Source organism: Colwellia sp. E150_009 (assembly GCF_053543955.1).
The window spans coordinates 49101-72974 of record NZ_JBHFOM010000006.1; the positions used below are offsets into that span (position 1 = coordinate 49101).

General features: G+C 36.1%; 20 protein-coding genes. 12 read left to right on the top strand and 8 right to left on the bottom strand.

The genetic code is table 11. The features are described 5' to 3' along the window. Positions 1 to 168: 168 nt before the first annotated feature. The 6 genes from ACE1OF_RS04410 to ACE1OF_RS04435 all read left to right on the top strand — a co-directional run bounded on the left by ACE1OF_RS04410 (position 169) and on the right by ACE1OF_RS04435 (position 6769). Positions 169 to 855: a response regulator transcription factor gene (locus tag ACE1OF_RS04410; RefSeq protein ID WP_448893030.1), complete on the top strand. Its 687-nt coding sequence runs from the start codon at positions 169 to 171 to the stop codon at positions 853 to 855. Continuing rightward, complete coding sequence (locus tag ACE1OF_RS04415; protein WP_448893031.1) at positions 852 to 2189, top strand: histidine kinase sensor domain-containing protein; 1338 nt, start codon at positions 852 to 854, stop codon at positions 2187 to 2189. The genes ACE1OF_RS04410 and ACE1OF_RS04415 overlap by 4 nt, the downstream gene beginning before the upstream one ends. 81 nt (positions 2190 to 2270) lie before the next feature. Continuing rightward, entirely contained in the window at positions 2271 to 4427 is a 2157-nt protein-coding gene (locus ACE1OF_RS04420; RefSeq protein WP_448893032.1) for a TonB-dependent receptor domain-containing protein, read from the top strand. A 132-nt stretch (positions 4428 to 4559) separates the two neighbouring features. Continuing rightward, on the top strand, positions 4560 to 4850 hold the full coding sequence (locus ACE1OF_RS04425) for a hypothetical protein (RefSeq protein ID WP_448893033.1): 291 nt from the start codon (positions 4560 to 4562) through the stop codon (positions 4848 to 4850). A gap of 3 nt (positions 4851 to 4853) precedes the next feature. After that, positions 4854 to 6461 carry a PepSY-associated TM helix domain-containing protein gene (locus ACE1OF_RS04430; RefSeq protein ID WP_448893034.1) on the top strand — a complete coding sequence of 536 codons (1608 nt, stop codon included), beginning with the start codon at positions 4854 to 4856 and terminating at the stop codon, positions 6459 to 6461. Between the two features lie 2 nt (positions 6462 to 6463). Then, positions 6464 to 6769: a DUF3325 domain-containing protein gene (locus tag ACE1OF_RS04435; protein ID WP_448893035.1), complete on the top strand. Its 306-nt coding sequence runs from the start codon at positions 6464 to 6466 to the stop codon at positions 6767 to 6769. 119 nt (positions 6770 to 6888) lie between these two features. Here ACE1OF_RS04435 and ACE1OF_RS04440 read toward each other — a convergent pair whose 3' ends face one another. The 3 genes from ACE1OF_RS04440 to ACE1OF_RS04450 are packed head-to-tail and all read right to left on the bottom strand — an operon-like array spanning position 6889 to position 9076. Then, entirely contained in the window at positions 6889 to 8508 is a 1620-nt protein-coding gene (locus ACE1OF_RS04440) for a PepSY-associated TM helix domain-containing protein (RefSeq protein ID WP_448893036.1), read from the bottom strand. Next, positions 8505 to 8804 carry a hypothetical protein gene (locus ACE1OF_RS04445; RefSeq protein ID WP_448893037.1) on the bottom strand — a complete coding sequence of 100 codons (300 nt, stop codon included), beginning with the start codon at positions 8802 to 8804 and terminating at the stop codon, positions 8505 to 8507. The genes ACE1OF_RS04440 and ACE1OF_RS04445 overlap by 4 nt, the downstream gene beginning before the upstream one ends. Further along, positions 8804 to 9076 (bottom strand): hypothetical protein, encoded by a 273-nt coding sequence (locus ACE1OF_RS04450; protein WP_448893038.1) that lies wholly within the window; start codon positions 9074 to 9076, stop codon positions 8804 to 8806. Before ACE1OF_RS04450 ends, ACE1OF_RS04445 begins: the two co-directional genes overlap by 1 nt. Positions 9077 to 9345: 269 nt before the next feature. Here ACE1OF_RS04450 and ACE1OF_RS04455 point away from each other — a divergent pair, with 269 nt between their 5' ends. Continuing rightward, on the top strand, positions 9346 to 11400 hold the full coding sequence (locus ACE1OF_RS04455; RefSeq protein ID WP_448893039.1) for a TonB-dependent receptor: 2055 nt from the start codon (positions 9346 to 9348) through the stop codon (positions 11398 to 11400). 80 nt (positions 11401 to 11480) lie between these two features. Here ACE1OF_RS04455 and ACE1OF_RS04460 read toward each other — a convergent pair whose 3' ends face one another. Continuing rightward, positions 11481 to 12047 (bottom strand): UbiX family flavin prenyltransferase, encoded by a 567-nt coding sequence (locus tag ACE1OF_RS04460; protein ID WP_448893040.1) that lies wholly within the window; start codon positions 12045 to 12047, stop codon positions 11481 to 11483. Positions 12048 to 12325: 278 nt separating this feature from the next. On the opposite strand from ACE1OF_RS04460, the gene ACE1OF_RS04465 reads away from it, so the two are divergent. Next, a complete protein-coding gene (locus ACE1OF_RS04465; protein ID WP_448893041.1) occupies positions 12326 to 14230 on the top strand; it encodes a methyl-accepting chemotaxis protein in 1905 nt (634 codons plus the stop codon). A 148-nt stretch (positions 14231 to 14378) separates the two neighbouring features. Continuing rightward, a complete protein-coding gene (ftnA, locus tag ACE1OF_RS04470; RefSeq protein ID WP_448893042.1) occupies positions 14379 to 14906 on the top strand; it encodes a non-heme ferritin in 528 nt (175 codons plus the stop codon). A gap of 204 nt (positions 14907 to 15110) precedes the next feature. Here ftnA and ACE1OF_RS04475 read toward each other — a convergent pair whose 3' ends face one another. Further along, complete coding sequence (locus ACE1OF_RS04475; protein WP_448893043.1) at positions 15111 to 16301, bottom strand: NAD(P)/FAD-dependent oxidoreductase; 1191 nt, start codon at positions 16299 to 16301, stop codon at positions 15111 to 15113. A gap of 153 nt (positions 16302 to 16454) precedes the next feature. Then, positions 16455 to 17090, bottom strand: a complete 636-nt coding sequence (locus ACE1OF_RS04480) for an NAD(P)-dependent oxidoreductase (protein ID WP_448893044.1) — start codon at positions 17088 to 17090, stop codon at positions 16455 to 16457. 141 nt (positions 17091 to 17231) lie between these two features. Between ACE1OF_RS04480 and ACE1OF_RS04485 the strand changes: the two genes are divergently transcribed. Further along, positions 17232 to 18125, top strand: coding sequence for a LysR family transcriptional regulator (locus ACE1OF_RS04485; protein ID WP_448893045.1), 894 nt, complete (start codon positions 17232 to 17234; stop codon positions 18123 to 18125). 146 nt (positions 18126 to 18271) lie between these two features. Here the strand turns inward: ACE1OF_RS04485 and ACE1OF_RS04490 are convergent, their stop codons facing one another. Together ACE1OF_RS04490 and ACE1OF_RS04495 are read right to left on the bottom strand one after the other, a co-directional pair. Beyond that, on the bottom strand, positions 18272 to 18523 hold the full coding sequence (locus ACE1OF_RS04490; protein WP_448893125.1) for a MarR family winged helix-turn-helix transcriptional regulator: 252 nt from the start codon (positions 18521 to 18523) through the stop codon (positions 18272 to 18274). An 8-nt stretch (positions 18524 to 18531) separates the two neighbouring features. Beyond that, positions 18532 to 18687 carry a putative quinol monooxygenase gene (locus tag ACE1OF_RS04495; RefSeq protein WP_448893126.1) on the bottom strand — a complete coding sequence of 52 codons (156 nt, stop codon included), beginning with the start codon at positions 18685 to 18687 and terminating at the stop codon, positions 18532 to 18534. Positions 18688 to 19090: 403 nt separating this feature from the next. On the opposite strand from ACE1OF_RS04495, the gene ACE1OF_RS04500 reads away from it, so the two are divergent. Together ACE1OF_RS04500 and ACE1OF_RS04505 are read left to right on the top strand one after the other, a co-directional pair. Beyond that, positions 19091 to 23047: an ExeM/NucH family extracellular endonuclease gene (locus ACE1OF_RS04500; protein ID WP_448893046.1), complete on the top strand. Its 3957-nt coding sequence runs from the start codon at positions 19091 to 19093 to the stop codon at positions 23045 to 23047. A 12-nt stretch (positions 23048 to 23059) separates the two neighbouring features. Continuing rightward, entirely contained in the window at positions 23060 to 23674 is a 615-nt protein-coding gene (locus tag ACE1OF_RS04505; RefSeq protein WP_448893047.1) for a PEP-CTERM sorting domain-containing protein, read from the top strand. Positions 23675 to 23874: the final 200 nt, after the last annotated feature.

A 23874-nucleotide genomic window follows, 5' to 3' on the forward strand; every position in this document is an offset into this window, starting at 1 on the left:
GCTCATTTTTATTGTGGTGATAGAACGTTAAGAAATACAGAACAGTGCGTAACTAAATCTAGATAATATGTGTCTAACAAAAATGAAATTGCTAATTCTTTCATAGCGCTTAATATTACTGTTAAAATGATAATGATTGTTATTAACAAAAGTTATTGAGGCTAAACAGTGTTAAAAATAAAAGTTTTACTCATCGAAGACGATACTACTTTAAATAATTACCTTACCGATTTATTAACTAAATCAGGGTACATTGTTGAACAATGCTTTGATGGTATTAGTGGATTAAAGTTAGCGCAAACACATCAACATCAGCTTATTTTACTCGACAAAATGCTCCCTAAACTAGACGGTGTTTCACTGCTAAAATCATTAAGGGAGACGAGTCAGCAACCCGTGATTATGATTTCAGCAAAAGGTGCAGAAGAAGAAAGAATTTTAGGGTTAACGCATGGCGCAGATGACTACGTAGCTAAACCATTCAACAGCCAAGAACTACTACTCAGAATTGAAGGTTTACTTAGAAGAAGCCAACCGCAAACACAAGCGAAAAGGCAGGTTGAAATAGCTATTGATGGTTTAACCCTTAATGCTGCTAAGCAGCAAATTTTAGTAAACAATAAAGAAGTGGAATTTACTACAATTCAGTTTAAATTGTTATGGGAGTTAATTTCACAACAGAATAAAATCATCAGCAAAGCAGATTTATATCAAATAGTGTTAAATAAAAAACTAGGTGCCTACGATCGAAGTTTAGACATGCACTTAAGTAGAGTACGCCGAAAGCTTAATGAGGCTAACTGGTTAGGCGAACGCTTACAAACAGTTCACGGAAAAGGATATTGTTTTAAATGAAGCGTCAATTTCTTTGGAAGTCATGCTTAATTATTGCTACGGGCTTAGTCGCGTTTTTTTACATTTTAAGTGTTTTAACGTTAAAAACTGAAGAAGGTATGAGTTTTATTGCTAAACCTGATCGCCAGCAATTAAAAGCATGGGCTAAAACAGCAGAAGCGCTGTATTTGTCTGGAGACAAACTCGCATTAAACCAATGGATAACTGAGCTAAAACAAAAAGAGAGTACACGAGTATCTATCGCTAGCTTTAATATTGAGAATATAGCTGGTGAAAACATTAATGTTGATACTGTAGAAGCTTATCATTTTGGTCGCAACGTTGATTGGAAGATACATTTATACTTTGAACAAAACCCAATAATGGAGTTACCCTTTTCAAAAGCTAAAGGTAGCTTTTTAATAAAACTGCCAGATCGCATGAGACCTGGTGAATATTGGTTAACCACTAAAATTGTTTTGCAAATAATATTGCCTATGACAATTTTGATAATACTTTCAACATGGTTATACAGACACATTATTACACCGTTACATCAACTTGAAAAAGCAACGTCAGCTTTTAGCAAAGGTAATTTTGACGTTAGAGTTAAAAAACTACTAGGTAATAGAAATGACGAGCTTGCTCATTTAGCCGCTACTTTTGACCAAATGGCTAGCCAAATAGGGGAATTAATAGCAAGCCAACGACAGCTTATTTCAGATTTATCACATGAATTACGAACACCATTAACCCGCCTAGATATAGCTGTAAATAATTTTGAAATGGACAATAGCCATCAACACCTTGAGCGTATTTCTAGAGAATCTGTCTATATCCGTAAATTAGTTGAAGATACATTAACATTAGCATGGCTTGACAATGAAAAACCCATTATTCAGCGCGAAAATGTTGACTTAGTCGATTTATTAGATGTTGTTATTGATGATGCTAAATTTGAATTTTCAAATCGAGAATTAATACTTGAAACTCCAAACAATGCGATTATTAGTAATAGTAGCCATCAGGCACTTTGCCCAGCATTAGAGAATATCATTCGTAATGCATTGCGCCATACTCCTGTAGGAAAAAAAGTTACCGTAAAATTAATAAAGCAGAATAATAATTATTGTATTGAAGTAATAGATCAAGGACCAGGCATAGCAACACAATATTTAGACAAAATTTTTCGTCCTTTTTTTCGAGTAGAAAACTCACGTGAAGCAGGAAATGAAAGTTTTGGTCTTGGCCTTGCCCTAGCAAAACGTCTGTTAAATAGTGTGAGAGCTAATATATCAGCAGAAAATCATCATGCTGGCGGCTTAATGGTATTGATAACAATTCCCATTACATAAATGTAACAAATGTAAAAGTTGTATAAATACACAGCTTAAATGGTAATAATTCTCATTAATATAATTAATCGGGAATTAACCATGGCATTTAAATCTAATAAAAAACAAGTATTTCGAACGGCACTGATAAGTGTTAGCGTTATAACAGCCCTTGTGAATACTAATGCATTAGCTTCTCAAGTAGTGAATGAACAAGACACAAAAGCGATTGAAAAAATTACAGTAGTTGGCGCTACAACCAATACAAAAATAACCCCAGATCAGCTTGAAAAATATCAAGCAAACGATTTAGCAGATATATTCCGACAAACACCATCAGTAACCGTTGGTGGGTCTTTAGGCATAGCACAAAAAGTTTATGTTCGCGGTTTAGAAGACTCAATGGTCAATGTTACTGTTGATGGTGCGCCACAAACAAGTACGTTATTTCACCATATTGGCCGTGTGTCAATTGAACCTGAACTATTACAAAGTGTTGAAGTACAAGCGGGTACAGGTGAAGCTACGGCAGGCACAGGCGCTGTTGGTGGTGCTATTCGTTTTAAAACTAAAAGTGCTGATGATTTACTAAATAAAGATGAACAGTTTGGTGGTATGGCTAAGCTGAGTTACTTTTCAAATAGTGGCCATAAAGAAAGCCTTTCTTTATATGGTAAAGCGACAGAAAAAGTAGGTATATTAGCCTCATTTGTAAATGTTAGCCAAGACAATATGGAAGATGGCGACGGTGAAGAAATTCCAGGTTCTGCTGCCGATCAAGCGCTTGCTTTTGTAAAAATAAATGCTGAACTAACAGAAAATCAAGATCTTACCATTAGTTATGAAAGTCGAGAAGAAGAAGGCAAATTCGGTAAACAAACTAACTGGGCGCCATTAGCTGATGATCCCTTATTTCAATCTTGGGGTGATCGTGAAACGATAGTGCTAAACCACACATGGTATTTAAATGAGCTAGTTAATATAGAAACGACACTATATCAAACTGATTCATCGTTTAAACGAGAGCTATACACCTGGGATGCATCAATTGAAACCACAGGGTTTGATATTCGTAATACCAGCGATTTTGGTGAACATTCTTTCACCTACGGACTTGAACGTAAAGTTGATAAAGTACATTCTCAATCTTATGAAGATTTTGGCGGTATTTATGATGAAAAAGGCACTGTCACTGGGCTATACATTCAAGATCACTGGCAATTAAATGATGATTTACTTGTTAGTTTTGGTGCACGTCATGATAGCTATAAATTAGATCATACTGGCGAATCAGCTAACTGGGTTAAAGTAGATGGTATATGGGTTGTTGAAACTAACAGTGATGGTGAGCCAGTAACAACAAGCGATTCATTTTCAACTAAAAAGCAAGACGGTTTTAGCACTAACTTTGGTGTAATTTATAGTATAACCGAGCACCTTAAATTTTCGGTAAGTTACGCAGAAGCATTACGTGGTAGACAGGTAGCTGATGCATTTACTGTAGGCGAGCTAACCCACAATGAAAATTTAGAACCTGAAGAAGTTGACAATAAAGAGCTTGGTTTACAATACAACGACGGTACTTTTATTTTTGAAGCATCTGCTTATATTAGTGAAATTAATGATGTTGTATTTGATAAATTTAAAGGTAGCGAAGGTGTTTTTTATGAGAATATTGGCGATTTAGAATCAAGTGGTTTTGAATTAGTCATGGGGTATCAAGCAGATAATTTTGATGTTGTTATTAGTTACAATAGCAATACCGTTGAACTAAATAATGCTCCATTTGTGTGGCCAGATGCAAATGCCGAATCAGGATTTAGTACTGTTGTACTTGATGGTGTTGATTTAGCTGCATACGAATACGGTGGGCTAGGTAATGCCGTTGGCGATTCTTTAAATATAAACTTTAATTATGAAATGAGTGACAACTTAGAAATGGGTTTAAACGTCAATTATGTTGCAAGTTTAAATAACATTGAAGTGTTTCACCGCTCCATTGAATTAGGTTGGCTAACAGAAATAGAAACAATTGATAAACCTAGTTATACCGTTGTGGATGCTTACGTTAAATATTCACCTATAGAGAACTTAACTATAGATATAGCCATTCAAAATTTACTTGATGAATCATACAGAAATCACGGCAGTGTTGCTGACTATGGTCAATTAGGTAAAGGGTTCGAGGGTTATAGCAGTGTTGTAGGTATTAAAGAAGCAGGCCGTGATATTTGCCTAACGGCCTCTTATCACTTCTAATCTACAATAAGTTTTATTTGATACTACAAAGCACGAATTTTTGATCGTGCTTTGGTCGTATTTTATAGCATATAGTCTTTAATCAAAACCACGCCTATCATTGGCTTTTTAGCATCCGCAGAAAATAATATTATGACATTTATTAAAAATTACGCGAATTCAATCAACATTACTGCAAGAATTTTTATCGCACTAATTGGGGGCTTTATATTAGCTAACTTGGTGGCAATAATTATTTCATATTTACCTGCAGATAATAAAGTAGATGGTATTGTGATGGGTATGATGGTTAGTTTTATTATTTATACCATTACCGTTTTGGTTGTTTTTTCAACCAAAACGGCAAAAAAAGCAGGTATCAGTGTTGTTAGCGGTTGTTTAATTGCTTACGGCATTATAGCTTACCTTAATTATGGTAGTTAACTCATGAAACCACGATTTCGACAATCAATGAATTGGCTACATACCTGGGTTGGCTTTTCCTTCGGCTGGCTATTATATTTTATATTTATTACGGGCACTACGGGATATTTTGACAGCGAAATAGATCGCTGGATGAAACCTGAAATTACGGTTGTTGATCAAGTTATCAGTCAAGATAAAGTCATTGCAGCAGCTGAACTGCAGCTAAAAAAATTAGCCCCAGAGTCTACACAATGGTATATCGGCTTACCCGCTTCACGGACACCATTTGTTCAAATTCAATGGTTACAATCAGCCGATGTAGAAAAAAATATATTAAGGAGTTGGCATAAAAGATACCTAGACACCCAAACAGGTGAAGCAAACGATGCAAGAAAAACGGCAGGCGGAGAAACCTTGTATCGCATGCATTATAATTTACATTATATACCTCAACTTGCAGGCTATATTCTAACAAGTTTAGCAACAATGCTAATGTTGATAGGTTTAGTGACAGGAGTAATTATCCACAAAAAAATATTTATTGAATTTTTCACTTTTCGAGCTAAAAAAGGAATACGGTCATGGCTAGATATTCACAATATTTTTAGCGTTTTACCCTTACCTTTTCACTTAATGATTACCTACAGTGGTTTATTACTTTTAATGGGCATTACCATGTCATCAGTAATCGATTTTCGCTACGGTGAAGGGCAACAAAACCATAGAAAGTTTTATAACGAAGCAAAATTAGACATTAAAGAGCAACAATACATTGATTTACCAACAGAAAGCTTCTCTTTAAAAACAGTGCTAAATGATGTCGCTATACGTTACAAAAACCATAAAATTAATTATATAGGGCTCATTGAACAAGGCAGTAAAAATGAGCAGTACGAAATATGGTTTGATAAATATGAAGGCATTCACTTAGTCTCAACAGTTAAATATCGTATTAATAGTAACAAAGTAGAAATTCAAACAGCAACAGAGAAGGCTGGCAGTGCAGCCCAAATATACGACTTATTTGAACATTTACATGAAGGGCTTTTTGCCAATATTTATGTACGCTGGTTATATTTTTTATCAGGATTACTTGGCGCAGGAATGATCGCAACAGGTATTATTTTATGGATAAAAAAGCGACAAATAAACAAACCCAAAAACAAGCAATTAAATGTTATTTCAGTTATAGAACACATTAACATTGGCATTATTATTGGTTTACCTATTGCCATTGCTAGCTACTTTTGGGCAAATCGGCTTTTACCTATAGACATAACAGATCGAGCTAATTGGGAAGTTAATTGCTTTTTTATTGCAATGCTTGCAAGCATCATTTTTTCTTTATGCCTTTCAACAAGAAAAGCATGGTTAAATTTACTTTGGTTTAGCGCAATTATTTACTTAACATTGCCTTTAGTAAATTTAGTAACAACCGAGCATAATATTCTGTTAAGTATACAAAAAAGTGATTGGTTAATGCTTGGTTTTGACCTGAGTATGTTATTTTTTGGAATATGCTTTGCTATGGCTGCAATAATAGTTAATAAAACTAAAGAGCAAAAAAAGTCTACCCCTATTCTGGCCAATTTAAACACCAAGAAAAAACTAAAAGCAGCGGTGCATTAACTATGAGCATTTTAATTGAACTGATATTACTCATGTTTGGCTTTATTTTATTAAGTCTTTCGTTATCACGTCACTATAATCAGGTTCATAATAAACACTCGCAGCTACCAACACGTACTTTATGGATATTTAGGGTAAGTGGTTATGCTTTATTATTAACATCAATTATTTTAGGAATAAATTTATGGGGGTTAACATTAGGGTTAGTTTATTGGTTTGCTAGTGCAATGCTAATCGCCCTATTGATATCATTAACATTAAGCTTTAAGCCTCATTGGCTGTCATTCATTTCAGCTTTTAAAAAATAATGAGAGTGCTTAAACTAAAACAACAAGCTTCAATTTAGGAAAATATTCAATCAACACTTTACCATGTTGATTGAATTAATATCTTATGCTTTAAAGTACAATGAATAATGCTGCTTATATTAAGTACAACTGGGGTTTCTATTGTCTACAACTTCAGCTAGCGGTACGCTTGATAATGCCCAAATACTATTACGCTCACCATAATAAGCTCGGTGCTTCGTTTTGCATGCGCTGTAGTAAAATAACCCTGAAAACACTAAGGCAACAAGCTCAACCATAACCGATGATAATTGATTAGTTTCCCATAAACCAATACCTGGTATAACCAACGTTAATATGGTTGTTGTTGGAATAAATAAACACGCTAAACTCATTAAATACTGTAAGTTAATAGCGCTTTTGGCTGCCCCACAAAAAAAAGCATAAATAAGTGATGCAAAAAAAACTAAGTAATAACAAGTTAAGTAGTGATTGTTAACTTGGTCACCTATTAAATTCAACCACTTGCTTGCGAGTAATGTTATTGCAACCGCTAACATTGAACCTAGACATACACCAATAGTTAACGATGCCATAAATCGATTAGCTTTTGTCTGTACTGTTTGTTTTTGTCTACGCTTTTCTAACCACAGTAAATTACCGCTATAAAATAGAAACGCGCCTAATAAACCCATAATAAAATATAACCAACGCCCTAAATCACCACCATATCCACCAAAGTGTAACGAGAAAAAACTTGCAACTAATGGCGTATAAATATCCTTTTCACTCATTGGTATGCTGCTAAAAGTTACCTCAAAGGTATAGGGATTCATATAGATGAAATCCCCCGTACTATTACGCATCATTTCTTCTTTATTGACTATTGTTATACCCACCGATGGACGCGGTGAATTCAGTCCTGTAAACGCCATGGATCTAATTTCATAACCGTCTGTTAATTCATTTACTTTGCTAAAATAAGTATTAATAGAAGGTAACTGATCGATAGAATGTATCACCGAGGATTTTTTAGCTTGTTCAAAAAGTGGTTTATCACCATAACCTACGCTAAGGCCACCATAAAAAGCATCATGAAAAGCAAAGACAACAACGGTAATAGCTATAATAATATGAAATGGCAAGCTAACAATACCAATAAGGTTATGACTGTCTAGCCAAAATCGATTAGCCCCTTTATTTTTTCGCAAAGCAAAAAAACTTTTCGCCATGGTGGGTAGCAAAAAGATAACACCAGAGACTAACGCTAAAAAATAGAGTACTGCTGCTAGCCCCAAAATCAGAACACCGAGATCTTCATGCCCTATTTTACCTATAATACCTGCGGTGCGATGTAAGTTATCAATTAAGTCACCTAATTCATTACTCAAATTTGCTTGAGTAATTAGTTCGCCCTCTTCTGATAATGTTGCATGTCTAACGGTATGCTTTAATTGCAAACCACGACCACCGCCTTCTTCACTCCAGATTAAGGGAGATAAATGTTCGCTAATATTTATCGTAAAGCCTTGTTGAACTTTATCAAAAGTTGTTGAGGCTTTGGTAATTAACTCATCAAATTTATCTTTAGGGATTGGTGATAAATGATGCTTTGAAGGTGTTGCCCAATGAGATATTTCTTTTTCAAACATACTCAAAGAGCCAGCATAAAAACCAATAAACAGGACTAACCCTGCAATAATTCCCGTCCAAGTGTGAATAGACTGATAGGTACGTAAAATATCGCTGCGAATTTTCATGCACCTGCCCCCAATAAGAAAAATACACCGTAAGCAAGAATATTTGCTAATAATAAATAACTCATCGCTTTCAAACCTGTTTTAAATAAATAGGTAAAACTTAAAATTAACAACCAAATAGGGCTTATTAACCACATATTAAACTGCACTTTAACAGGAGCATCAATGCCTCCAGGGCCATACCAAGCAAATAGAATGACCAACGCATAACTTAATGACAAACCAAGTATTATTCCCGCAAACGTTTTTGACCACCAATGCGGTTGAATTTTCTCACTTGCTAATAGCCTTGCCATCACTCTTCCCCTTTATTTTTGCAAAAAAACTGATTTAATGTCAGCAAAGGAATGCCTACAAGCGCAACATTTAAGGTAAAGAGCCAAGTAAATATTGCTGCGCTAACAACAAATAACTGCAGCCAAATCAATAAAACCAATAAGCAGCACACAATACCAATTAAGCGCCAACTTTTAGTTAGTGGACGAGTAATGATGTGTTGGTTTTTGTTTGAAAGGTAGAGTAGCGTCGCCCCCAAGAGTGTTACCAATAACCCTAAAAATAGCCACATATGAATTTTTCCTCTCACAGAACATTGTTTACATCTCGTTATAATTCGCATCATTTGTACTGTTATTAAATGTTTATTAAAGCATATTCAGGTAAACAAACATAAGTGATAACGCCTGATAACGCAGGGTGAAATTTCAATGATGTATTTTACCAACATAACAATGAATGACAATCATTTTTATTTGCATTGGTGTTTGTATTGGCGTAAATTAGCGCCCATTAAAATTATAAAACTCTAAATTAATAAAACTTAAGGTTAAGACTTACATGAAAAACTTAATATTTAAGATCAGCACACTCTCTGCCGCTTTACTTAGTATACTCTCCACACCCTCCGTTTTTGCTGAAGATGATGCGGGTCAACTACAATCAATGGAGCAAATCACGGTTTTAGGTGAAAAAGCAGAACGTAGTTTAAAAGACACAAGCTCATCAGTTTCTGTCATCACAGAAGAAACCCTAAAAACAATGCAAAGCTTAAGCATGAGTAATGCCATTTCAGATATTCCAAATGTGGTTGTATTGTCAGGTGCAACGCCAGATATACGTGGCGTTTCGGGTAATGGTAGCGCCTCTGGATTTAATGCCTTTAGTGGTGGTGCCAAAGCTCGCGTATCTACCTTAATTGATGGGGTAGTTGAGCCTTTTGTTGCCTTTGTTACGGCTGACTCTGGTATTTGGGATGTTGAACAAGTTGAAGTTTTTCGGGGTCCACAGTCAACCAGCAATGGTCGAAATAGCATTGGTGGTGCAGTTTATATAAAAACAAAAGACCCATCATTTGATTGGGAAGGAGCAGCACGCTTAGGTTACCGAAACCAAGACAGTTATATAGACTCATCTTTTGTAATTTCTGGCCCATTAGTCAATGAAGAACTAGCCTTTAGAGCATCATTCCAACGTCTTGACGGTGACACCGTTGACAATCCCATTATTTTTGAAAACAACCCCAGTGAACATGATCTAAACGCAATCACAACAAATAGATTAAAAACCAAATTATTGTGGAAACCCAAGGCTATTGAAGACTTCGCAGCGATGCTTACCTACTCAACCAATGATGAAAAAGGTAATTCAGGCCGTAAATATTATGCTGGAGATGATCCTTATGCTTTTGAACCAATTAACCCTACTTATATGGACACTGAATCAGAAACCATCAGCATAAAGCTTGACTATGTCATTAATGACTCTATCTCAATAGATTTTTTAGCCGCAATCATGGATTTTGAGTGGGCGATGAGTGTCTATGCAGAAACAGAGGCCACTGAACAATTTGTAAAAATGGACGAGAATAACACCACTGTTGATATGAAAATAAACATTGGAAATAATAATCCAGTAGTTAATGGTTTTATAGGCTTAGCATACTTTGAACGCGAGCAAGATTTTTATAGTGAAGGACAATTTCCATATAATGGTGATGATGCCAGCGAATCAGAAGCTATTTATGGCGAAGTCAGCTATAAATTTGCTGATAATTGGACAGTAATTGTTGGTGGACGAATTGAAAGAGAAACGCAAAAGCGTGATTTTTCGATGCCTAGCAGTAATATTTACAATGCTAAATTAGATAATAGCAAAACCATTAGCCTACCTAAATTAGTTCTGCAATATCAAATTTCAGATGAAACAACATTATCTGCCAGTGCTCGTCGAGGTTACAACGCAGCTGGCGGCGCGTTAAACTGGGCAACACAAACATATTATTATTACGACAAAGAAACCGTTGATACGTATGAATTTACGGTACGCAGTAGTTTAACTAAAGACGTAAATTTTACGGCTAATGCTTTCTTCAATAACTTCGACGGTTATCAAGCGCTTAGCTCAACTCGTGCCATTGTTAATATGGACCACGCGCAAACTTACGGTGCAGAGCTAGATTTATCAGCCATGATCACCGATGATTTTCAAATACATGCTGGCTTAGGATTATTAAAAACTGAAATTAAAGACGCTGGTGAAAATTATGCAGATGCTACAGGCAACGAGTTGAATTCTGCACCTGAAATTACAGCTAAACTTGGTGGAAAATACTGGCTAACTGATGAATTAAACGTTGGTATTTCTGTTAATTATGTAGATGAGTATTTTGGTGATTTTGCCAATACCAAAGAGCGTATTGCCGGTGGTTATACCCTAACCCGTCTTAATATAAATTATACCACTGATAATTGGTTAATCTCGGCATTTATAAACAATGCACTTGATAAACAAGAACTTGTAAGTAATGAACCCATAGGAAGATCATACCCTAAAGGATACTCAGCCGTTGTTGACCCAAGGAATATTGGCGCTTCAGTCACTTACTCATTTTAATCGGCTCAATTTCACAAAACAGCGTAAAATAATAATTGGTCAGCTTCTCATACACATGTAAAACTGACCAATAAAACAAATCAAGTCTGCTGTCCATCCCAGCGCTTTATCGCATGAGTATCTATATCAAACAAATCAAGCACTCTCGCTACGCTGTGATTAACAATATCATCTACGGTTTGAGGTTTATTATAAAAAGCAGGCATAGGCGGAGCAATAATTGCGCCTAATTGAGAAGCTTCATACAATAATTTACAATGCCCGGTATGCAAAGGAACTTCTCTTGGCATTAATACTAATTTACGGCGTTCTTTAAGCGTTACATCAGCAGCACGTACAATTAAGCTGTCAGCATAAGAATGCACAATAGCAGACAATGTTTTCATCGAACAAGGCGCAACTATCATACCATCCGCCTTAAATGAACCACTAGAAATAGCCGCCGCTTGATTTTTATTACTATGAATCACATCAGCAAGTGCCTCAATTTGCGAAAGGGTATAATCTGTTTCAATACTTATATTTAACCGTGCGTACGAACTCATCACTAAATGTGTTTCTATACCTTCAACCTTTTTAAGCATTTCCAATAAGCGAATGCCGTAAACCACTCCACTTGAACCACTTATACCTATAATTAAACGCATTAATTAAGCCCCATAAAAAAAACAAGTCTATGAATGTACATAGATTTCACCTATGCCTATCATAACATAGGCTACTATACTTAATGATAATTTAACCTGCTATACTTTCTGAATATACGCTAAGTATTATTCTAAAAAAACAACTTAAAGTATTGATGAGACTAAAAATGAACATTATTTTACGCCCCGCCACGAATTTAATGAACAGGTTAACCTATTTACAAAAATTCGTTCTAATCAGCCTAATATGCTTAGTGCCTTTATTAGCGCTAGCATATATGCAATTAAATACTCTACATAAAGCTAAACTAGTAACAGAAAAAGAATTAAACGGTTTAACCGAATTACGTAGCACTTTATCTTTAGTATCACTTGCAGCTGAACGACGTGATTTAATATTAGTACGTAGCGATAACGCTAGCGTAAATGTTGAGCTTGATAAACGTATTCAACAAAAAGAGACTGATTATATTCAGCTATTGAAATCTGTTGAAAGAAAGATCGTAAACAATAACAATGCAAGTACCCTATCGTTAATTAAAAAATTAACTAATGATATCCAAGTTGATCATAGAACTGAGGCAACAAGGATGACCATGGCCGAAAAATTTGAAGTGTTCAATCAAACAGTATCGAATACTTGGGGGCTTGTTCGTGCTATAGCTAACGATACTGGCTTGTCTAGAGACCACAGTGAAAAAAACTTCTTTCTAATGAAACTTATTATTGATGAGCTAGAACTCGCCATCAAGCACCAAGGTATGCATAGAGGATTCGCTAGCATTGCCTTTAAAACAGGCGGCTTATCAAGCCAATCTTTAGATGCGTTTGATGAACTCTTAGTCTTTTTAGAACAAGACGCTAAAAATATAGAATTGAAATTACACCCACTATCTAACGATAACCAATTAAAAAACATTAGCCATAACGTAGTAAAACAACTACAACTTGATGTAGTCGCATTAGACGATATTCTATTAAATGAAATGTTTGATCAACCTTGGGAGGACTACTTTACTCACGGTGTAACAGCATTAAAAATTATCAATGATTTTTTAGAGCAAACCATCGCATCTATCGAAGATGATTTACAAATAAGAGCCGCAAGTCAACTGCAAGACTTTTATATACTTTTAATTGCTTGTTTACTTGTTTTAGCCTTTGTAAGTTACCTAATGCTAGGCTTTAACATGTCGGTTAGACGTGGTATCGATTCTATTTTAATGGTTGCGCGCGATGTTTCTAAAGGCGATCTTAGCGCCCAAGTAGTGCCCAAAAGCACCGATGAAATAGGGCAACTCGCTGAGGCATTTAACCAAATGACTCATAATATTCGTAACCTCATTAGTGAAGTTACCAATACATCTGACGTCGTGGTTACCCAAACATCCAAAGTCGATGATATTGCCAGCCAAAGTAACCAAGCCATTGCATTACAAAGCAATGAAATAGAGCAAATTACAACAGCAGTAAATCGAATGTCTAATAGTGTGCAAAGAGTCGCTAAAACAAGTGCAGAAGCATCAGAAGTATCGATTCAAGTAAACAATGAAGCCAACTCAGGAAACCAACTTGTCGCTTCTTCTTTAGAAAGCATAACGTTACTTTCAACCAATATTGACCATTCCATGAAAATGATTGAACTATTGGCAAAAGAAAGCGACGGTATTTCTGTTGTACTCGATGTAATAAAAAGTATTGCCGAACAAACAAATTTACTTGCGCTAAATGCTGCTATTGAAGCCGCGCGTGCAGGCGAACAAGGCCGTGGTTTTGCTGTGGTCGCTGACGAAGTTAGAACATTAGCCCAACGCACTCAACAGTCAACCCAAGAAATAGAACAAATAATACTCCGTTTACAATCAGGTGTTTCAGACACCTCACAATCAATGTCTATCAGCCACGAAAATGTTGGCAAAAGCGTTTCATGGTCGGAAGAAGTTGGTGAAGCATTAAATCGCATATCGGCATCTGCTCAATCTATTGTTAACTTTAATGCCCAAATAGTTAAAGCAACAGAAGAACAAACCACCGTTGCAAAAGAAATAGACAAAAAAATTATTGCAATAAATGACCTAACTAGTCAAACGGCCGTTGGCGCGAAAGAAACAGCACAATCATTAGACAACATGGTTACACAAACAAACCACCTAAAAGATGTTGTACACACGTTTAAAATTTAATCGCGATTTATTAATTGTTAGTTAAAAAAATATGTTCAGAAGATAAACGCAGTTATTATACAGATAAATTCTCTAATACGTTGTTAATTGATTATTATCTATGTCAAAGTATACAACTGCACTTATGATATAAAAGACGAGATTACACATGTTAAAATCAACAATGGTTACCCAACTCAACGCTCAAATTAATTTAGAGTTTTATTCATCAAACCTTTATCTACAAATGAGCGCTTGGTGTGAAGAAAAAGGCTTTGAAGGCGCCGCTCTATTTATGCGTAAACACGCCGATGAAGAAATGGGACATATGACACGTCTTTTCACGTATGTAAGTGAAACAGGTGCATTACCCATTTTAGGTGCAATAGAAGCGCCACCGCATGAATTTACCTCACTAGCTGATGTATTTGAAAAAACCTATGAGCATGAGTGCTACATTACTGAAAGAATTAATGCCTTAGCGCATCAAGCATTTACCAATCAAGATTATTCTACCTTTAACTTTTTACAATGGTATGTTTCTGAACAACACGAAGAAGAAACCTTGTTCAAAAGTATTTTAGACAAAATAAACTTAGTTGGTCATGATGGTCATGCATTGTTTTTTGTAGATAAAGACCTTGCAGAAATGGCTAAAAAAGGTAGTACAAGCATAATGACTGAAGGTAACGCATAAAATCTCAGCCGTAATGAAAATGGGCAAGATCTTATTACCTTCAATGGAGAAATTATCAGACGTCTTCACTCTCGTGCTCAACCTAACGAAAAGATTAAGTTGAAAGCGCGAGATCCTAACTGAATCTGGTGACCACAGTTGTCAAATATAAAATAGAACGCGCGATGCTCGGTCGGTATTTCTCAAGGAAGTTTTAAATAAAAATCATGCATTTTGCCCTGCAACCCAACCGCTACTCCAAGCCCACTGAAAGTTGTACCCACCAAGCCATCCAGTGACATCAATAGCTTCGCCAATAAAATATAAGCCAGATACTGATTTAACTTCCATTGTTTTAGACGATAAGTTATTAGTATTGAGTCCCCCAATAGTAACTTCAGCCGTCCGATATCCCTCAGTTCCCGAAGGTTTTATTCTCCATGAGTGAATATTATCTGCTATTGATTGGACTTGTTTATGGTTAAGCTGTTTGATAGGTAAATTGGGAATTTCAAATAAATCCATCAGCTTTTCTACGAACCTTTTAGCAAAATGCTTCGACAGCAAGTTTTTAATAGATACATTGGGTTGTTCAGATAAAGCCTGGGTAATAATATTCTGTATATTTTCATTAGGAAGTAAGTCTACTTCAACTATATCGCCAGGATTCCAATAAGAAGATATTTGTAATATCGCTGGCCCTGATAAGCCTCTATGGGTAATCAACATGTCTTCAGCAAAGGAGGTGTTGTTTGTTGTTACAATAACATTAGTGGATATACCTGAAACCTCAGCTAAGACATCTTTTAATGCAGGATCTAATGTAAACGGAACTAAACCAGCTCTTGTTGGTAATATTTCAAGACCAAACTGTTCTGCTATTTTGTATGCAAATGGAGTTGCTCCTAACTTCGGCATAGATAAGCCGCCTGTAGCAATAATTAAGCTTTGACATTGATAATCAGCTTTACTAGTTTTTACTAGAAACTCACCTGATACTAGCTTTTCAATACTCAGTATTTCAGTTTGATAACTAAAATTAACGGCGCTTTTCTCGCACTCAGAAATAAGCATCGCTACAATTTCTTTAGCGGAATCATCACAAAATAATTGCCCTAATGTTTTTTCATGATATGGAATATTGTATTTTTCTACCAATGCAATAAAGTCCCACTGAGTGTATTGGTTAAGTGCCGACTTACAAAAGTGAGGGTTTTCACATAAGTATTTTTCTGATTCTATGTAGTAGTTAGTGAAGTTACAGCGTCCTCCTCCAGAGATTAATATTTTTTTACCTGGTTGCTTAGCATGATCAAGAATAACTGTTTTCTTTCCTCTTTCACCAGACTTCGAGGCCGCCATAAGACCTGCAGCCCCCGCTCCAATTACAACAACATCGTATTTCAACACTTTCATACTCTTAATATTACCTTTAATACAATTATACCATTACTACCTGAATAACTTATAACATTGGTTATTTAAACGTTGGGTTAATTTATTGATCGCAAAAAACCGTCCTAAAAACGGCTTTTTACTTTAAGCTTTAAGTTATTTATTAGCAGCAAACTAATAAGCTACACCAATACGCGTATTATGATGTATTGATTGTTCAGCTTTATCTAATAATGCTACTGCATAATCTTGAACAGATATTTTACTATCTCCACTAGCGTCAGTAAGTAAATTATCTCCGCCTGTTCTATAGCTTCCTGTGCGTTTACCAGGAAATATTTCTGCAGCAGGACTCACAAATAACCAATCTAAAGTACTGTTACTATTTTTAAATACGGTTAATGCTTGCCCTTGGGCAATGGCTTCATCTTTATAATCAGCTGGGAAGTCAGGTAACGATACAAGTTGAACATTTGGTGCAACTTCTAAGCTTCCAGCGCCACCTACCCAAATTAAGCGCTTGGCATTAAAAGAGGGTAAGTCATTTAATAATCGTTGCGCAGCTTGGGCTACTATTCCATGATTGCCTTTAGCTCTCCCACCTATGGATGCGATGACAACATCAGCCCCATCTATCGCTTCTTTTAACCCATTACCATTTTCTAAATCAACTGAATGCGTGATAACGCCAGCTTGAGTTATTTTATTTGCCTCGCGGCTAATGGCCACAACGTGATGTTTTCTCATTAAAGCTTCCGCCATAATAGTTGAGCCAATCCAGCCTGTTGCACCAATAATTGCTATTTTCATAATATTCTCCAATGTGTTTAAAGTTTGCTTAACCCGAACATCAGGTTATTTATCTTGGAATTGATTATGAACTCGATATTTATTGAAATAAATATCGATTTATGCAAATAATTGTTTCATAGAGTGAAACAGTAGATAGATATGGATAAGTTTGAAGCCCTGAAAAGTTTTGTTGAAGTCGCTAACACTGGTAGCTTCACCGAAGCTGCAACACAGTTAAATTTAAACCGAGTTAAAGTCACTCGTCATGTGAAAGAAGTGGAAGATTGGTTAAATATTCGTTTATTACATCGTACCACTCGAAAAGTTAGTTTAACTGCACCTGGCTTAGATGTTTTACAGCATTGTGAAAGGATATTAAATGAAACAGCTAGTTTAGAAAGCTTGGCGCGTAGTCATAATGAAGAGCTAATTGGCGAAATTCGAATTGCGAGCCCAATAGGTTTAGGACAAAATTTACTTTATGACATGGTGGCAGAGTTCACGGCAGAAAACCCGAAAGTTGTCATTCAACTTATAATGTCAGACAAAAATGCATTATTGGTAGAAGAACGTATAGATCTTGCCTTGCGATACACTGAGCAACCAGATGAAAGCTTTATTGCTCGTCGATTAATGCGTATCTCAAGTGCACTGTGCTGCTCCCCAAAATATTTAGAAACACATAACAAACTTACTCTACCTCAACAACTTGTTGATCATAATTGCTTAATTCATATACCTCATCGCTATTGGAACTTCATTGAAGGGCAGCAGTTATTCTCTATACCAGTAAAAGGAAGTATTCAAGCCAATGACATCGGAGTATTAGTTAAAGCTGCAGTCAATGGTGCAGGGGTTGCTTATTTGCCATGCGACTTGGCAAATCCATTTTTAGAAGGTGGTGAATTAGTGCAACTAATGCCTAATATTCCGTTGCCTGTTATGTCACTTTGGGCTGTATACTTGTCCCGCAGTTATCAGCGACCAGTGGTGAGGGCATTTATCGACTTTTTGGCTAATAAATGGCAAAGGGATATCAATGTTTTTAATTAAGGTTGTCAATTTATTATTTGTGTCTCTGAATTCAAAGGAACTGAATATGCACTCAGTGCATACTATGATTTCAAAGATAAAATTAACAGTACTACAAATTAACACAAGCCGTGAATACTATTCTAAATCTAAATACTGCACTTTATTTATTCCATTAACTTATTTATTTCCTTGAAATATCCAGGGATAACTTTAGATAAACAGATAATTCCTTTTGGGATCAGCGCAATGTTTTTTGCTCTTTTATCGGTTTCGTCATTACTCGATATTAGTAACCCGTCCTCAATTAGCCTTTTCAATGTCCTTATCAGTACAGGCCGCGATACATCTAAGCGTGATGCTATTTCATTTACATAAAGGCTATCTCTATCAGGCTCTCTATCAATAACAATAAGTATTAAAAACCTTAATTGTGAATTGTATAGGCCATGTTATGGTGTAACTGCAAAGCATACTCATCAATCCACTCTTCGTATAAATACAAGCTACCCATTCCATCTTCATGGAGTGTGAACTCTAAGCACCCAGGTTCATCTCGAGTCTGCAACATAATCCCTTTAATTGCATCTTTTGATTTCTCAAAGTATTTCGGCTATGGTGTGATTTTGGCAAAAACAAACATATGTTTATTCATTAGTATTTCCGACACTTAAAAAGTAAATTCAAGCTTTATATGCTTAACCAATTGGATTTATTTTATCAATAACACCTATTTTACAGACAATTAACATTTGACCAATTAGTCAATATTTATAAAATTGTCATGATTGAATAACAAAACAGTAACATTCGTTGTTTAGAATTTAATCCCTTTTTAAATAAAAAGGCGGTGTTTAATCCTAACTTCTTGGATATAAACACAAAAAACGAATAAACAATACAAATTATCTTTTCATAGATAATTCATTTAAAACCAAACATATAGTGTCGCTTTATCACACTTTAACAATACAGAGAGAAGCACAATGCAAGAGAAACGATTGGCCTTTCGGCAGAAACATTCACTTGACATAACGATAACTGAAAAACCAAAATCTCCGATAATAAAAGCAATGCTCATCTCAGCATTTTGCTTTTCTGTTACCCAAACAGCATTTGCAGCAAATGTTTTCATTAATGAAATTCATTATGACAATGCTGGTGGAGATGTAGGTGAAGCGATAGAAATCGCGGGTTTAGCGGGTACTGATTTATCAGGATGGCAAGTTGTTTTATATAACGGCAATGGCGGTGCAACCTATAACAGTGCACTAGGACTTTCAGGCGTTATTCCAGATCAACAAGATGGATTTGGTGCGGTTCAATTTAGCTACCCTGCTAATGGACTTCAAAACGGTGCACCAGACGGGCTTGCCTTAGTTGATGCAAACGGTGATGTTGTTGAGTTTTTAAGTTATGAAGGAACGCTTGTTGCTACAAATGGTCCTGCAAATGGCTTATTGAGTACTGATATTGGTGTTGCTGAAACGAGCACCACTCCTATTGGTTATTCATTACAGTTTAATGGTACAACTTGGCAAACTGCTAGTGTAAATACCTTTGGTGATGTGAATATTGGGCAAACTTTTACTGGCACCAATAGCGGAAATGGTGACGGCGATAACAACAATGGTGATAACAGCAATAATGCAACAGTAACCAATGCCTGTTTTAACTGCCCAGATTTGAGCCGTATCGCCAATGCAGCTGAATTTAATGATGCAACTTATTATGCACAAGTTATTGATGCAATTAACGCAAACGACAGCGCCGAAAATATTAAAGCAGATATTAACGAAGTAATATCTGCTAACCATAAACAATTATCTTATTCAGAAGTATGGACTGCTTTAACGGTTACCGATGAAGACCCATTAAATGCTGATAATGTTATTTTATTTTATCGCGGCATAACTAAGCCTAAATTTGCTAATGGTAGTGGTAGTCAATCAACAAACCAAGATAACTGGAACCGTGAACATACTTGGGCAAAAAGCCATGGTTTTCCTAGTTCAAGTGCTTATGCTTACACAGATATTCATCATTTAAGACCAACAGATATCTCAGTAAACTCGTCACGTGGCAATTTAGATTTTGATAATAGTGATGCACCATTAGCAGAATCACCAGAAAACCGAGTTGACAGTGATTCGTTTGAACCTCGTGACCAAGTCAAAGGTGATGTTGCTCGTATTGTGTTCTATATGGACACTCGTTATGCTGGCTTTGACTCGGTAACACCTGACTTACAAGTAGTCGATGCTTTAACTTCTACAGGTGAACCAAAGCTAGGAAAATTATGTACTTTGTTAGCATGGAGCGAAGCTGACCCTGTCGATGAGTTTGAACAAAACAGAAATGACAGCATTTATGAGTTCCAAGGAAATAGAAACCCTTTTATTGACCACCCTGAATGGGTTTCAATGCTGTATTCACAGTCTTGTGATGGTTCAAGTCCAGTAGAACCTGATCCCACTGATCCTGTAGACCCTGATCCTGTCGATACAGCTATTGACTTATACATCTCAGAGTATATTGAGGGAAGTAGTTTCAACAAGGCTGTCGAAATTTATAACCCAACCAGTGAAATTATTTCATTAGCGGGCTATACCTTTAAGCTATATTCTAATGGCAGCGCTACAGCAACAGGCACTTATGCTTTAACTGGTGAAATATTGCCTCATGATGTGATTGTGTTAGGTGGAACACAAATAACAGATGATAGTGAATTAAAACCCTATATTAACCGATTTACGAGTGCAGTTAATTTCAATGGCGATGACTACATAGAGTTACTTAATGGCGACAACATTATTGATAATGTAGGTATTTATGCAGTTAAGCAATCTTGGGGAGCTAATACCACCTTGGTGCGCTTAGCCTCAGTGACGTCAGGAGATACTGACAGAACTGATGCATTTGATAAAGCTGCACAATGGGAATCTCACCCAAGTAACACATTCAATTTCTTAGGTTATCATTTAGTTGATACCACAGAGCCTGATACTGGAGAAGAACCCACATTAGGTGTGTGTAATGATGAATCTAATAAAATTCATACCATACAGGGCAGTGGCTTTGAATCCCCCGTTATTGGCGAAACAATGACTATTGAAGGCGTGGTAACAGCCGTAGTGCCAGGTTTGAAAGGGTATTTTGTTCAAGAAGAAACTACTGATATAGATGCAAATAACGCAACATCAGAAGGAATTTTTGTTTACTCTGATAGTTCTGAAAACTTCCCTATCATTGGCAATAAAATACGTATTCAAGGTACAGTTAAAGAAAATTACGGTCGTACACAATTAACCGCTACCACAGACTTTTTAGATTGTGGTGTTGGTGAAGCTATTAATCATACCGTAGCGACATTACCAGTAATAAGCTCAAACGATTTGGAAGCCATTGAAGGCATGTTAGTGAGTTTTGAAGACACATTGTCTGTCAGCGACACATATAACCTAGCAAGGTATGGCCAACTAACGCTTTCTAACGGTCGATTAATTCTACCGACTAATATTTATCCTGCAGGCACAACACAAGCCATTGCCTTGGCAGATAAAAACAGTAGAAACAGAATAATTCTGGATGACATGAATAACGCACAAAACCCTGAAAATGTGCCATTTCCAGCGCCTGAGTTAAGTTATCAAAATACTTTACGTTTAGGAGATACCATTTCAGGCTTAACTGGGGTTATTGACTATAGCTTTAGCGAATTCCGTGTTTTACCTACTCAAACACCTCAGTTTATGGCAACAAATGTCAGAACATCTAACCCTGAATTTAACGGTGCAGGGTCATTAAAAATCGCTAGTTTTAACGTACTCAATTACTTTAATGGTGACGGTACTGGACAAGGTTTCCCAACGTCAAGGGGGGCAGATACTGCAGAAGAATTTACTCGTCAAAGTAACAAAATTGTTGCCGCACTGATTGACATAAATGCCGATGTAGTCGGTTTGATGGAAATTGAAAATGATGGTTTTGGTAGTCATAGTGCAATCGCTGATTTAGTTGATAAGCTAAATACTCAGCTTGGTAACAATACATACAACTATGTAAACTTAAACCAAACTGGTATTGGCAGTGACGAAATTACTGTTGGCTTTATCTATAAACCATCAACTGTTTCTTTGGTGGGCAGTGCCATAACAACATCACAATCACCATTTGATTTTGGCAATCGTCAACCGCTTGTTCAAACCTTTAAAGAAATTGCTAGCAATGAAGAAGTAACCATTGCTGTTAACCACTTTAAATCTAAAGGAAGTTGTGACAGTGCTACTGGAAACAATGCGGATCAAAGCGATGGTCAAGGCTGTTGGAACGAGCTTAGAACACAAGCGGCCAATAGTTTAGTTAGTTGGTTAAACACTAATCCTACGGGGTCAATTGATAGCGATATTCTTATTATTGGCGATTTGAATTCGTATGGTAAAGAAGATCCTATTAACGCAATAACCATGCAGGGTTATAAAAACTTAATTTCTGATCACCTTGGTATTGGTGGTTATTCTTATAGTTTTGGAGGTGAAGTGGGTTATTTAGACCATGCTTTAGCATCTTCTGACCTAGCGCCACAAATTGTTGATGCTACTATCTGGCATATAAACGCTGATGAACCGCGCATATTTGATTACAACACTGAATACAAGTCTACTGACCAATTAACCAAATACTATGGCGACGATGCTTATAGAGCATCAGATCATGATCCCGTTATTGTGTTGCTAAATTTAAATTCAAGTGAAGAATTGGTTGGTGATTTTGATGGCGACAACGATATAGATCAACTTGATATTCGCCAATTTACCACACTGGTTCGCAGTACTAACACACTAGATATTAAATACGACTTCAACCGCGACAACAGCGTGAATAATAGAGATGTTCGAGCAATGATGTCTTTATGTACTCGCACTCGTTGTGCCGTAGAATAAGAGGAAATAAAAATGAAAAAATTAACAATGTTATTAACCGCTTTTCTGTTTTCATTGAGCGCTAACGCAACTTTGATCACGGTAGAATTAAATAATACTGACTATAATGTTGGCGATGTTCTCAGCGCAGATATCGTTATTTCAGAGATCGAACTTGATTCAACATTTCAAAGAATAGTGGGTGATTTTGAATTTAATTTAAATTTTGACAACACCGTTATTGACTTTATTTCAGCAAGCTTTGGAGACAAACTCGATGTAGACCCAGACCCATTTTGGGCAAGTGACCAATCTATTATCTCTTCGTTGGGCAGTGTTTTTCTATCAGAAATCAGCTATGCGTTAGATTCTGATTTATTCTTTGCACAAGATGGTTTAACCAGTTTTGTACTGGCCAGTATTGATTTTAATGTTATTGGAACAGGAGCGAGCTTTGTCAACTTGTCTGAGGTTGCCATTGGCGATGCCTATGGCAATGACTTTTTAGCTGTAAATGCCATAGGGCAAACCTATTCAGTAAAAAATGGAAATTCTGTTGGTGTGCCAGAGCCATCAACAGTTTTTTTGATGCTAATCGCGATGGTTTTTTTCGTTATACGACAAAAACACATTAAATCTTCACACTAGTTGTACTTCATATTAGTGTGCTAAATGAGAAACATTCAGTGAAAAATAATTCACGATAATGTTTTTACATTACTATTTACATCACTAAGCAAAGCCCTTATTCATTGAATAAGGGCTTTTATATTTTACCTTATACCGTAAAAACAAAAAAACCAGCAAAAGCTGGTTTTTAAAATAGTGTATAAAGCACTAGGTTAAAA

What these genes read in the sequence shown, in the direction of transcription:
- ACE1OF_RS04415 (WP_448893031.1), top strand. Translation starts at nt 852, where the DNA reads ATGAAGCGTCAATTTCTTTGGAAGTCATGCTTAATTATTGCTACGGGC.
- ACE1OF_RS04420 (WP_448893032.1), top strand. Translation starts at nt 2,271, where the DNA reads ATGGCATTTAAATCTAATAAAAAACAAGTATTTCGAACGGCACTGATA.
- ACE1OF_RS04425 (WP_448893033.1), top strand. Translation starts at nt 4,560, where the DNA reads ATGACATTTATTAAAAATTACGCGAATTCAATCAACATTACTGCAAGA.
- ACE1OF_RS04430 (WP_448893034.1), top strand. Translation starts at nt 4,854, where the DNA reads ATGAAACCACGATTTCGACAATCAATGAATTGGCTACATACCTGGGTT.
- ACE1OF_RS04435 (WP_448893035.1), top strand. Translation starts at nt 6,464, where the DNA reads ATGAGCATTTTAATTGAACTGATATTACTCATGTTTGGCTTTATTTTA.
- ACE1OF_RS04440 (WP_448893036.1), bottom strand. Translation starts at nt 8,508, where the DNA reads ATGAAAATTCGCAGCGATATTTTACGTACCTATCAGTCTATTCACACT.
- ACE1OF_RS04445 (WP_448893037.1), bottom strand. Translation starts at nt 8,804, where the DNA reads ATGGCAAGGCTATTAGCAAGTGAGAAAATTCAACCGCATTGGTGGTCA.
- ACE1OF_RS04450 (WP_448893038.1), bottom strand. Translation starts at nt 9,076, where the DNA reads ATGTGGCTATTTTTAGGGTTATTGGTAACACTCTTGGGGGCGACGCTA.
- ACE1OF_RS04455 (WP_448893039.1), top strand. Translation starts at nt 9,346, where the DNA reads ATGAAAAACTTAATATTTAAGATCAGCACACTCTCTGCCGCTTTACTT.
- ACE1OF_RS04460 (WP_448893040.1), bottom strand. Translation starts at nt 12,047, where the DNA reads ATGCGTTTAATTATAGGTATAAGTGGTTCAAGTGGAGTGGTTTACGGC.
- ACE1OF_RS04465 (WP_448893041.1), top strand. Translation starts at nt 12,326, where the DNA reads ATGCAATTAAATACTCTACATAAAGCTAAACTAGTAACAGAAAAAGAA.
- ftnA (WP_448893042.1), top strand. Translation starts at nt 14,379, where the DNA reads ATGTTAAAATCAACAATGGTTACCCAACTCAACGCTCAAATTAATTTA.
- ACE1OF_RS04475 (WP_448893043.1), bottom strand. Translation starts at nt 16,301, where the DNA reads ATGAAAGTGTTGAAATACGATGTTGTTGTAATTGGAGCGGGGGCTGCA.
- ACE1OF_RS04480 (WP_448893044.1), bottom strand. Translation starts at nt 17,090, where the DNA reads ATGAAAATAGCAATTATTGGTGCAACAGGCTGGATTGGCTCAACTATT.
- ACE1OF_RS04485 (WP_448893045.1), top strand. Translation starts at nt 17,232, where the DNA reads ATGGATAAGTTTGAAGCCCTGAAAAGTTTTGTTGAAGTCGCTAACACT.
- ACE1OF_RS04500 (WP_448893046.1), top strand. Translation starts at nt 19,091, where the DNA reads ATGCAAGAGAAACGATTGGCCTTTCGGCAGAAACATTCACTTGACATA.
- ACE1OF_RS04505 (WP_448893047.1), top strand. Translation starts at nt 23,060, where the DNA reads ATGAAAAAATTAACAATGTTATTAACCGCTTTTCTGTTTTCATTGAGC.